This window comes from Humibacter sp. (assembly GCF_035547335.1).
In the GTDB taxonomy this organism is placed as follows: Bacteria; Actinomycetota; Actinomycetes; order Actinomycetales; family Microbacteriaceae; genus Humibacter.
In genome coordinates this window covers 38,503-49,583 of the sequence record NZ_DASZVF010000081.1, presented here as the reverse complement: position 1 = coordinate 49,583, position 11,081 = coordinate 38,503, and the positions used below count along the sequence as shown (strand labels likewise).

The 11,081-nt window shown below is 66.1% G+C and carries 7 protein-coding genes; 6 read left to right on the top strand and 1 reads right to left on the bottom strand.

Annotated elements, in window-relative coordinates:
- Positions 1 to 675: 675 nt before the first annotated feature.
- Positions 676 to 1,467 carry a hypothetical protein gene (locus VHB92_RS16465; RefSeq protein WP_325454854.1) on the bottom strand — a complete coding sequence of 264 codons (792 nt, stop codon included), beginning with the start codon at positions 1,465 to 1,467 and terminating at the stop codon, positions 676 to 678.
- A gap of 796 nt (positions 1,468 to 2,263) precedes the next feature.
- Here VHB92_RS16465 and rpsL point away from each other — a divergent pair.
- The 6 genes from rpsL (at position 2,264) to VHB92_RS16435 (ending at position 10,996) form a co-directional block, all read left to right on the top strand.
- Positions 2,264 to 2,638, top strand: a complete 375-nt coding sequence (gene rpsL, locus VHB92_RS16460) for a 30S ribosomal protein S12 (RefSeq protein WP_170024989.1) — start codon at positions 2,264 to 2,266, stop codon at positions 2,636 to 2,638.
- Positions 2,638 to 3,108: a 30S ribosomal protein S7 gene (gene rpsG, locus VHB92_RS16455; protein WP_325454853.1), complete on the top strand. Its 471-nt coding sequence runs from the start codon at positions 2,638 to 2,640 to the stop codon at positions 3,106 to 3,108. Before rpsL ends, rpsG begins: the two co-directional genes overlap by 1 nt.
- A 146-nt stretch (positions 3,109 to 3,254) precedes the next feature.
- Positions 3,255 to 5,369, top strand: a complete 2,115-nt coding sequence (gene fusA / locus VHB92_RS16450; RefSeq protein WP_325454852.1) for an elongation factor G — start codon at positions 3,255 to 3,257, stop codon at positions 5,367 to 5,369.
- Positions 5,370 to 5,523: 154 nt separating this feature from the next.
- Entirely contained in the window at positions 5,524 to 6,717 is a 1,194-nt protein-coding gene (gene tuf / locus VHB92_RS16445) for an elongation factor Tu (RefSeq protein WP_325454851.1), read from the top strand.
- Between the two features lie 181 nt (positions 6,718 to 6,898).
- The gene (locus tag VHB92_RS16440; RefSeq protein WP_325454850.1) at positions 6,899 to 8,743 is read left to right on the top strand and encodes a DUF4012 domain-containing protein; all 1,845 of its coding nucleotides are present in this window, start codon (positions 6,899 to 6,901) and stop codon (positions 8,741 to 8,743) included.
- Positions 8,744 to 9,490: 747 nt separating this feature from the next.
- The gene (locus VHB92_RS16435; protein WP_325454849.1) at positions 9,491 to 10,996 is read left to right on the top strand and encodes a sugar transferase; all 1,506 of its coding nucleotides are present in this window, start codon (positions 9,491 to 9,493) and stop codon (positions 10,994 to 10,996) included.
- The last annotated feature ends 85 nt before the right edge of the window (positions 10,997 to 11,081 follow it).

Genomic DNA, 11,081 nt, shown 5'->3' with positions numbered 1-11,081 from the left:
CGGCGCATGGTCGGCCACTGTTCGCTCGGGTCGATCCCGACGAGATCGAAGCGCCAGCCTTGGGGGAGAAAAGTTCCGAATCGCATGGCGACCACGTTAGCGGCGCGTCCTCTTGCGGATTGCAACGTGGCAACGGCGCCGACGCGGATGCCGCCGCGCATGCGGTAGCACCCGGCGCGGCGGCACCCGGTGCTGACGCCCGCGCTGAGCCGCGCTCGCCGCCCCGCGCCGCGCTGGCTTGCCACGCGCCGAAAACAGCAGTGTTCGCGCTCTCGCGTCGAATACAGCGGAAATCCTGCTGCATCGGATGACAGCTGCTGTTTTCGGCGACGTCATGCGGCGCGGACGACCAGTCGGTCGGCAGGCGTGCCCACGAATCGAGCTGTGGTGGCGATCGCATCGAAGAACTGCAGCATGGTCTCGCCGATGTCGCCCAGCTGAGTCGCGTCTGCTCGAGTTGTGCGGTCCTGGCGCCGAGCGTTTCCGGGTCGCCTCACAGCAGACGTCTTGTGCTTGCCGGATCGTCTGCTCGCTCACGGCACGGACGTTCCGGTTGCCGCGTCTCCGACGGAACGATCGCCGAGACTACGAATCCGCGCCGAGACTAGGGCTGATATCCGTAGTCTCGATTCGGCACCTCTAGTCTCGACGTCTTCGCTACCGCTACCGCTACCGCTACCGGGGATTGCGTCTCAGTGTCATCAGCATCCCGGTATCCTGCGGGCGGATCGGCTGCAAGCCTGCGCACCGGAGCTTGCGGTCAAGGCGTTCCGGGTGCACGTCGTCGCTGAAGCTCCAACGGACAAAGCCTGCTTCGTGTCGCCGAAGGCGGTCCTCGCGCTGCTTCTCGGAAACGAGACGGCTCTCGGACCTTTCGATATCGCCGGTGCGGTACTTGGCGTACCCGTCGGACTCGCCGATGACGCGCTGAGCCCGCCAGTAGAAGTCGACGCGATCGATGGCGCCTTCGTACCGGAACTCCGTCTGCAGGTCCGGTCGGGGGTAGCCCAGCCAGCCGATCACGGCGCGTCCGACCGATTCGGCTACGGACTCCGCTACCGGGTTCGCTTCTGCCAGAACCCATTCGAGTCGGCGGATGCCGCGCTTCCACGTCTGTCCGCGCGCTCGCTCCAACAAGGCGGATCTCGTGACACCGGGTGCGGCACTTCGCAGCGCGGCGTCCATGACGGCTAACGCGAACGCAGGTGGCAAGACCCGGCACAGGTCGAGAACCGTGTCTGCCACGTCGACCACCGCTCCTTCATCTTTCACGGTGATCGCCCGTTCATCGATGAACGTGTGGAACGCGAGTCCTGCCGAGGACGTCGAATGAGCGTCGGGCCACTCATTGAAGACATGAACGTACCTCGGCTCGCCGAATATCGGCAGGCCCAGCAGGGCCGCTGACGACTCGAGGCAGAATACCGATCCCGGCCGAATCAGACGTACGGCGTGCACGCGCGCCAAGTATCGATCCCAGGGTGCCAGGGCATCCCATTCCTCCTTCTTCGCGTACACGCGCGAATGCACACGCGTGAGAGACGTGTTCCGGTGCAGCGGCTTTCCGGCCGGCGTGCGACCGGCGAGCAGGAGGGCGACGGGAGACGGGACGAACGCGGCCACCTCCCGATGCTGGTGGACCGCGATCCGCGCTCGGCGTCTCCAGCTCGATCTGTGGACAACCGCTCCTGTGGGCAACGCGCTTGTGTGCGACCGCGCCCGTGGAGGACGGCGTTCCTGGACAACGGCGCTCCGGCGAGCGAGTCCGCAGCGCTTCTCTCGACGCGCGCCGCGGATGCCGACACTACGGAACGGATGCGGGTCACGACCGCAGGCGAGACTACGGAATTAATGCCGAGACTCGGGTCGGGGTGCCTAGTCTCGTGGCCCGCGCCGTAGCCTCGACACCCGTTCCGTAGTCTCCACGGCCGTTTCGTAGTCTCGGCGCCCGCTGGGTACGGTTGGCGCCCGCTGGGTAGGGTCGGCGCCGGGTCCGCAGCGTCGGCGCGCATTTGTTACGGCACACGGCATCGAGTAGAATATTGCGGGTGTGCGCTCTGAGCGCGCTAGGACCGTGACCGCCGAGCAGGCGGACGAGGAACCGGCTCAATCCGAAACCACACTCTAGGGAGCCTTGCATTCGCGGGCTACCCCCACGGCATACCCACCACACTGAAGCTGCCGCTCTTCTGCGGCATCCGGTGGGTCGTGATGTGAACAAGATCATCAATGCTGTCACCGTGCAGCGCAACTAGGAGAAATAGTGCCAACCATTCAGCAGTTGGTCCGCAAGGGCCGCACGCCGAAGGTCTCGAAGACCAAGGCGCCGGCCCTCAAGGCCAACCCGCAGCAGCGCGGCGTGTGCACGCGCGTCTACACGACCACGCCGAAGAAGCCGAACTCCGCGCTCCGCAAGGTTGCTCGCGTCAAGCTCTCCAACGGCACCGAGGTCACCGCCTACATCCCCGGTGAGGGTCACAACCTGCAGGAGCACTCGATGGTGCTCGTGCGTGGCGGTCGTGTGAAGGACCTGCCCGGTGTGCGCTACAAGATCATCCGTGGCGCGCTCGACACCCAGGCCGTGAAGAACCGCAAGCAGGCTCGCAGCCGCTACGGCGCGAAGATGGAGAAGAAGTAATGCCTCGCAAGGGTCCCGCTCCCAAGCGTCCCGTCATCGCAGACCCGGTCTACGGTGCTCCGGTCGTCAGCCAGCTGGTGAACAAGATCCTGAAGGACGGTAAGAAGTCCCTCGCAGAGAGCATCGTCTACGACGCGCTCGAGGGTGTCGCAGCCAAGAACGGTCAGGATGCCGTCGCCACGCTCAAGAAGGCGCTCGACAACGTGCGCCCCACCATCGAGGTCAAGAGCCGCCGCGTCGGCGGATCGACGTACCAGGTGCCCGTCGAGGTGAAGCCGCACCGCGCGAACACCCTCGCGCTGCGCTGGCTCACGAGCTACGCGAAGGCCCGTCGTGAGCGCACGATGACCGAGCGTCTCATGAACGAGATCCTGGATGCCTCGAACGGTCTCGGCGCCGCCGTGAAGCGTCGCGAAGACACGCACAAGATGGCCGAGTCCAACCGCGCGTTCGCCCACTACCGCTGGTAGTGGCGCACCGGCCAGGACGGAACAAATCCGGCCAGTAACCGGTTGTAACAGTCAGACGCACGGGGCGGCAGGATGCCCTTTCCCCGCCCCGCGCGCCGGCTTGTCCGGCCGGCAACCCACACCAATCTTTCTCCGGAGGAATCCCCGTGGCACAAGACGTGCTCACCGACCTGAAGAAGGTCCGCAACATCGGCATCATGGCGCACATCGATGCCGGTAAGACCACCACGACCGAGCGCATCCTGTTCTACACGGGCGTCAACCACAAGATCGGCGAGACGCACGACGGCGCCTCGACCACCGACTGGATGGAGCAGGAGAAGGAGCGCGGAATCACCATCACGTCCGCGGCCGTGACCTGTTTCTGGAACAAGAACCAGATCAACATCATCGACACGCCCGGACACGTGGACTTCACCGTCGAGGTGGAGCGCTCGCTGCGCATCCTCGACGGCGCCGTCGCCGTCTTCGACGGCAAGGAGGGCGTCGAGCCCCAGTCCGAGACCGTGTGGCGCCAGGCCGACAAGTACAACGTTCCGCGCATCTGCTTCGTCAACAAGATGGACAAGCTGGGCGCCGACTTCTACTTCACGGTCGACACCATCGTGAACCGCCTCGGTGCCAAGCCGCTGGTGCTTCAGCTCCCGATCGGCAGCGAGAACGACTTCGTCGGTGTCGTCGACCTGATCGAGATGCGCGCGCTGGTGTGGCCGGGCGACGCCAAGGGTGATGTCACCATGGGCGCCCACTACGAGATCGAGGACATCCCCGCCGACCTCAAGGAGAAGGCGGAGGAGTACCGCGCCGCGCTGCTCGAGACCGTCGCGGAGACGAGCGACGAGCTGCTGGAGAAGTTCTTCGGCGGCGAGGAGATCACGGTTCCCGAGATCAAGGCGGCCATCCGCAAGCTCACTGTGAACAACGAGATCTACCCCGTGCTGTGCGGTTCCGCATTCAAGAACCGCGGCGTGCAGCCCATGCTCGACGCGGTCGTCGACTACCTGCCGAGCCCGCTCGACGTGCCTGCCGTTCAGGGCCACGACGTGCGTGACCCGGAGAAGGTGCTCGAGCGTCACGCGGATGCCGCAGAGCCGTTCTCCGCGCTCGTCTCGAAGATCGCCGTGCACCCCTTCTTCGGTCGTCTGACCTACATCCGCGTCTACTCGGGTCACCTCGATTCCGGCGCGCAGGTCATCAACTCGACCAAGCAGAAGAAGGAGCGCATCGGGAAGATCTTCCAGATGCACGCCAACAAGGAGATCCCGGTGGACTCCGTGACCGCGGGTCACATCTACGCCGTGATCGGCCTCAAGGACACCACGACCGGCGACACCCTCTGCGACCCGGCGCACCAGATCGTGCTCGAGTCCATGACGTTCCCGGAGCCGGTGCTGAAGGTCGCGATCGAGCCGAAGACGAAGGCCGACCAGGAGAAGCTGGGAACGGCCATCCAGAAGCTCGCAGAAGAGGACCCGACGTTCCGCGTCGAGCAGGACCAGGAGACCGGTCAGACCGTCATCGGCGGCATGGGCGAGCTGCACCTGGACATCCTCGTCGACCGCATGAAGCGCGAGTTCAAGGTCGAGGCCAACGTGGGCAAGCCCCAGGTGGCCTACCGCGAGACGATCCGCAAGACCGTGGAGAAGCTGGACTACACCCACAAGAAGCAGACCGGTGGTTCCGGTCAGTTCGCGAAGGTGCAGATCTCGCTGGCTCCGCTGGAGATCACCGCCGAGACCACGTACGAGTTCGAGAACAAGGTCACTGGTGGCCGCGTTCCGCGCGAGTACATCCCCTCGGTCGACGCGGGCATCCAGGATGCCATGCAGGTCGGCGTGCTCGCCGGGTACCCGACCGTCGGCGTCAAGGCGACGCTGCTCGACGGTGCCTACCACGAGGTGGACTCGTCCGAGATGGCGTTCAAGATCGCCGGTTCGATGGCGTACAAGGAAGCTGCCCGCAAGGCCAGCCCCGTGCTGCTCGAGCCGCTGATGGCCGTCGAGGTGCGCACGCCCGAGGAGTACATGGGCGACGTCATCGGCGACCTGAACTCCCGCCGCGGCCAGATCCAGGCCATGGAGGATGCGCAGGGCGTCAAGGTCGTGCGCGCGCACGTCCCGCTGTCGGAGATGTTCGGCTACATCGGAGACCTTCGTTCGAAGACCTCCGGCCGTGCCGTCTACTCCATGTCGTTCGAGAGCTACGCGGAGGTCCCGAAGGCTGTGGCCGACGAGATCATCCAGAAGTCCAAGGGCGAGTAGCACCTTCCGTGCCCTGAGCCTGGCGAAGGGCAACGGGACGCTCAGCGAGCGACCCGCCAGCAACATCCCGTAACATATACACGATCCCCGTAGAATGTCCGGTCGGTCCATGCCGCCCGCAGCTTCTACACGAGAGTCCTGAGGAGGACCCACAGTGGCTAAGGCCAAGTTCGAGCGGACCAAGCCGCACGTCAACATCGGAACGATCGGTCACGTCGACCACGGAAAGACGACGCTCACGGCGGCGATCTCCAAGGTTCTCGCTGACAAGTACCCGTCGAATGTGAACGTCCCCCGTGACTTCGCATCGATCGACTCCGCTCCCGAGGAGCGCCAGCGCGGTATCACGATCAACATCTCGCACGTCGAGTACGAGACTCCGAAGCGCCACTACGCGCACGTCGACGCCCCGGGTCACGCGGACTACATCAAGAACATGATCACCGGTGCCGCTCAGATGGACGGCGCGATCCTCGTGGTCGCGGCGACCGACGGCCCGATGGCGCAGACGCGTGAGCACGTGCTGCTCGCCAAGCAGGTCGGCGTTCCCTACCTGCTCGTGGCGCTGAACAAGGCCGACATGGTCGACGACGAGGAGATCCTTGAGCTCGTCGAGCTCGAGGTTCGCGACCTCCTGTCGAGCCAGAGCTTCGACGGCGACAACGCGCCCGTCGTGCGCGTGTCCGGCCTCAAGGCCCTCGAGGGCGACGAGAAGTGGACGCAGTCCATCCTCGACCTGATGGAGGCCGTCGACGAGTCGATCCCCGACCCGGTGCGCGACCGCGACAAGCCGTTCCTGATGCCGATCGAGGACGTCTTCACGATCACCGGTCGTGGCACCGTCGTGACGGGCCGCGCCGAGCGTGGCACGCTCGCCATCAACTCCGAGGTCGAGATCGTCGGCATCCGCCCGACGCAGAAGACCACGGTCACGGGTATCGAGATGTTCCACAAGCAGCTCGACGAGGCGTGGGCCGGTGAGAACTGTGGTCTGCTGCTCCGCGGCACCAAGCGCGAGGATGTCGAGCGCGGTCAGGTCGTGGCGAAGCCGGGTTCGGTGACGCCGCACACGCAGTTCGAGGGCACCGCGTACATCCTGTCCAAGGACGAGGGTGGACGTCACAACCCGTTCTACGCGAACTACCGTCCGCAGTTCTACTTCCGCACCACCGACGTCACGGGCGTCATCTCGCTGCCCGAGGGCACCGAGATGGTCATGCCCGGCGACACCACCGACATGACGGTCGAGTTGATCCAGCCGATCGCCATGGAGGAGGGCCTCGGCTTCGCCATCCGTGAGGGTGGCCGCACCGTGGGCGCCGGAACGGTGACCAAGATCATCAAGTGAGTCCGCAGGGCTCAATGCGCACGGCGCGTTGAGCCCGAACGACTCAGATCGAGCTTGTCGAGATCTCGACCAGCTCAGCGATCTCGAAAGGGGTCGGGCCTTCGGGCCCGGCCCCTTTTTCGCACCCGGTTCAGCCCTTCTTCTTGACGGGCGCTCAAGAAGTGTCTGGTTGAATACCCCCATGCCCGACTCGACAGCCGCCCCACGACTGGAGACTCGGGCGCGCAGGCGGCGGATCATCGTGTGTTCGATCGTCGGCGTCATCGTGCTTCTCATCGCATGCGCCGTCTGGGTCGCGGTGCGGGCTCTGAACGCGAAGAACGAGCTCGAGGCGGCCCTGCCGCTCGTCGACACGGTGCAGACGCAGATCACGTCCGGCGACTCGAAGGCAGCGGCCGCCACAACGCGATCCCTCGCCGATCACCTCCATGCCGCACGGGATGACACCTCGGACCCGATCTGGCGCGCCGCGGAGGTCGTGCCGGGCATCGGACCAAACCTGTCCGCGGTGCGCACGCTCGCGGCGGCGGCATCCGATGTGACCGACAAGTCGATCGTCCCGCTCGCCCAGGTGGCGGGCACGATCAACGTCGACAGCTTCAAACCCGTGAACGGCGCCGTGCCCTTGCAGCCTCTGGTCCAGGTGGCGCCGACAGTGACGAAGGCGAACTCCGCGCTGCAAACCGACCTCGAGATGGTGCGCGGCATCGACGCCTCGGCGACCATCGGTCCGGTGCGCGACGCCGTCGAGAAACTGACGGCTGCCCTGCAGAAGGCGGGAGCGGTGACGGATGCCGTCAGCCGGGCTGCGAGACTGTTGCCGCCCATGCTCGGTGCCGACGGTCCGCGCGACTACGTGCTCGTCATCCAGAACAACGCCGAGGCGCGCGCCACAGGTGGCATCGTCGGGGCGCTGGCCCTTCTGCACACCGAGAACGGGCGGATCTCGCTCGTGAGCCAGGCATCCGCCCCCGACTTCCCGCAGCTCGACAAGCCCGTCATCCGGCTTCCCGCGCAGACCGAGAAGCTCTACGGGCCGATCACGGGCGAGTTCATCCAGGACGTCACGCTCACGCCGGACTTCGCCACCTCGGGCCGGCTGGTGCAGGCGATGTGGCAGCAGCGGTTCGGCACGAAGGTCGACGGCGTGCTCTCGATGGACCCGGTCGCGCTGAGCTACCTGCTCAAGGCGACCGGACCCGTCGACCTCGGCGGCGGAGTGCAGCTGACGAGCGACAATGCGGTGCAGGTGCTGCTGAGCGCGTCGTATGCCAGGTTCAGCGACCCTCTGGAGCAGAACGCGTTCTTCGCGTCCGCCGCGGCTTCCGTGTTCAACAGGGTGGCGAGCGGGCAGTTCGACACCACGGCCATGCTGTCGGCACTCACGCAGGCGAGCAACGAGCGGCGAGTGCTCGTGTGGAGCGGTGACGCGCACGAGCAGTCCAATCTCGCGGGCACGTCGCTCGCCGGGGGACTTCCGGCGAGCTCTGCTTCGGTGCCGGCGAGCTCTGCTTCAGGACAACCGTTCGGCGTTTATCTGAACGACGCGACGGGCGCCAAGATGGACTACTACCTGCACACCGCGATCGGCCTCGGCCAGGCATCGTGCCGGCAAGACGGCCGGCCCAACTATCTGGTGCAGGTGAAGCTCTCCAGCGACGCGCCGGTGGATGCCGCCCAGTCGCTGCCCGGCTACGTGACGGGCGCAGGCCTCTCCGGAGTCCCCGCTGGCGACACGTACACGACGGTGGCGGTCTACGCACCGCCGGGATCCGTGATCATCGGGGCGTCCACCGGTGGAAAGGATGTCGCCATCCAGCGCGCCACCGATCAGGGCCATGCCGTCGCGCACGTGCTCGTGAAACTCCACCCTGGGCAGAGCGCCGTGTACGACTTCCAGGTCGTCGGAGCGGCGGCCGAGGGGACGTCGGCTGACGCCGGAGGACCGCAGGTGCAGGCGACGCCAGGAGTGTGGCCGACAGAGGTGGGACGGGTCCCGTTCTCGTGCGCCGACGTCTTGCGCTGATCCTGAGGCTCGTGCGCCGATCTTGACGCGTTTACACCCGATCGGGGGTGTGGTGCAAGGCTTGCGTCTGGGTAGACTAGGCGTTACCCGAATTGCCTTCCCAACCCGAATAGGTAGGCCACCCAATGAAACGCCATATCTTGGCGTGCCTCGGCGGGACCGCAGTAGTGGCAGCAGTCACTTTCTCCGCTCCCCTTGCCGCAGCAGCCGAAAGTTACGTACCCATAGACCCGTGCGAGACGTCCTGTAGCAACGTGACCGTTCACGTGCCAGAAGCAGGTCTCGCGGATACCGGCAGCACCGTCTCCTGGCCTCTCATCGGCCTGGCGGGTGCGGCCGTCGTGGCCGGCGGCGGAGCGATCGTGCTTTCGCGGCGTCGCGTCCATCGCTCCAACTGACTCCCGATCTCGAGTCGTCCCGCTGAGCGGGTGCGATGGCGCATGCCTGCACCCCGATGAAAGCCTCGTGACCCCAATTCGGGAGAGCCCCTTATTAGGGACATGAGGAATCCTCAGCAATAGATAGACTCAACACAGCTGAGGTCGTCCGCCTATCCCGAGGGCTTCGAAAGAAGCTCAGGCGGCGACCTCACACCCGGTACTCGCTTACCCGAACCCGAGGTGCCGAAGTGGCCTCATTGGCGGGGGCGGCGCGTGGAACCCGAACCACGCGTCGCCCCGATTCTCAGCACAGCCACGCCTCCGCTTGCGGTGCGCGGCCGGCTGTTCTCAGCTGCGGGCGTGCAGCATGACCGGGCTCGACGATCGCAGGGCGATCGCGCTCGGCCGGCCCACGCTCGGTCGCGTCTCCGCAGGCTCGCGTTCCGCCGCACTCTCGGCCGAACAGCGCTGGAGCCGCACTTACCGCACGAGGCTCGTTGTCAGTGACACGATCATCGTGACGGCATCCGTCGCCGGGGCCTTCCTCGCACGTTTCGGGCTGAGCGCGGACGACCTCGGCGGCCTCGACGAGCTCTACTGGCTGATCTCGCTCGGCGTCGTCGCGACGTGGCTGGTTCTTCTCGCCACGTGCCGCACGCGCGACCCGCGAGTCATCGGTGTGGGCTTCGCAGAATACCGGCGGGTGGCCAGCGCAAGCGCCTTCACGTTCGGATCGCTCGCGATCATCTTCCTGGTCGGCAAGGTCGAGATCGCGCGTGGATTCTTCGTGCTGACGCTTCCGATCGGGCTCCTGGCGCTGACCATCAGCCGGTGGGCCTGGCGTCGCTGGCTCTCCAGCCAGCGGGCGAACGGCCGTTACCTCTCCCGCGCGCTCGTCGGCGGTTCTCCGGCAGACGTCGCCTACGTCGTCGACCAGCTGGAGAGCAAGACGGGTGCGACGTACCACATCATCGGCGCGGCCCTCGACGGGACGGCGGGCGACGACAACGGCGTCGAGCTCCGCGTTCCCGTCGTGGCCGACCTCTCCAACCTGGCGATGGCGGCGGCGAACCTGCAAGTGGACACCGTCATCCTGGCCGGGCAGCCCAGCGATGACCGCGGATTTGTCAAAGACCTCAGCTGGCAGCTGGAGGGCGCCGCGACCGACCTCGTGCTCGCCGCGGGGCTCACGGATGTCGCCGGCCCCAGGATCCACTTCCGTCCCGTGGAGGGTCTGCCGCTCATCCACGTGGAGATCCCGCAGTTCGACGGCACCAAGCACGCGCTGAAGCGTGCGCTCGACGTCGCGCTCTCCGGCATCGCGCTGGCCTTGCTCTCTCCGCTGTTCCTCGTGCTCGCCGTGCTGGTGCGGCTGGACAGCCCGGGCGGTGCCTTCTTCTCGCAGCAGCGCGTCGGCCGCAACGGCGAGCGGTTCACGATGTACAAGTTCCGCAGCATGGTCACGACGGCGGAGGCGGAGGCGAAGAATCTCGCGGAGATGAACGAGGGCGCGGGCCTGCTGTTCAAGATGAAGGACGATCCGAGGGTCACCAGGATCGGGCGCATCATCCGCAAGTACTCGCTCGACGAGCTGCCGCAGCTGTGGAACGTCTTCATCGGCGACATGAGCCTCGTCGGCCCGCGCCCGCCTCTGCCGCGGGAGGTCGAGGCGTACGAGAACCACGTGCAGCGCAGGCTCTTCATCAAGCCAGGACTCACCGGCATGTGGCAGGTCAGCGGCCGCAGCGACCTCAGCTGGGACGCGAGCGTACGGCTGGATCTCTACTACGTGGAGAACTGGTCGCTGATGGGCGACCTCATCATCCTGTGGCGCACCGCGAAGGTGCTGATCAGGCCGGTGGGAGCGTACTGAGGCCATGCCGTCGCGGTGCAAGACCCGGCCCGGTTCGGGATAGCGTGCTGTACATGACGCGACGACCGGAACCGGGGCGAGACCG

Excerpts from the sequence above, each read along its gene's own strand:
- rpsG (WP_325454853.1), top strand. The coding sequence starts at position 2,638 with ATGCCTCGCAAGGGTCCCGCTCCCAAGCGTCCCGTCATCGCAGACCCG.
- VHB92_RS16440 (WP_325454850.1), top strand. The coding sequence starts at position 6,899 with ATGCCCGACTCGACAGCCGCCCCACGACTGGAGACTCGGGCGCGCAGG.
- VHB92_RS16435 (WP_325454849.1), top strand. The coding sequence starts at position 9,491 with ATGACCGGGCTCGACGATCGCAGGGCGATCGCGCTCGGCCGGCCCACG.